The sequence below is a fragment of the Tamlana crocina genome (assembly GCF_012037625.1).
The window spans coordinates 1-492 of record NZ_JAAVJS010000178.1; the positions used below are offsets into that span (position 1 = coordinate 1).

Here is a 492-nt window from a genome sequence, read left to right on the forward strand (position 1 = left end):
GCGGGATTGAAAATATTTTGAATAAAGAAAACATGTTGATCCTTAGGGATTGGGAAATGGAGCTGCTCACTGCGATAGCCTCCGGACTTACACAGGAGGAAATACAGGAAGATTTTAAAAGGCGGAATATTTCTCCCAACAGTAAAAGTTCTATTGAAAAACGGTTAAAGGAGCTCCGCGAAGAATTTGGTGCCAATACCACACCACATCTAATAGGAATCCTAAAGGACCTGAAAATAATATAGTAAAGGCAAGAACCGCCTCCAATTGATGTAACTCCGGGAATGTAGGGTAATCGGTAGTTCCTCAAAAGGGGCGGTTTGTCTTTGGTCATATTTCCAAAATTTAATCGCAGGCAACTCAAATCTGCATCCCGGGAACCTCAAAAATGTAGTAAGGATCTTAAATGACATCTTCCAAACCCTTTTGGAATTATATCATCATCAATGAGTCTATAGCCAGTAGAGAAATGAAGAAAAAGAACAGGATAAT

1 protein-coding gene is annotated in these 492 nt (G+C 39.4%); it reads left to right on the top strand.

Annotation, left to right across the window (positions count from 1 at the left end):
* Window positions 1–245, top strand: a 245-nt coding sequence (locus HC176_RS16215; protein WP_425338215.1) for a helix-turn-helix transcriptional regulator, incomplete at its 5' end; no start/stop codon positions are given.
* Window positions 246–492 lie beyond the last annotated feature (247 nt).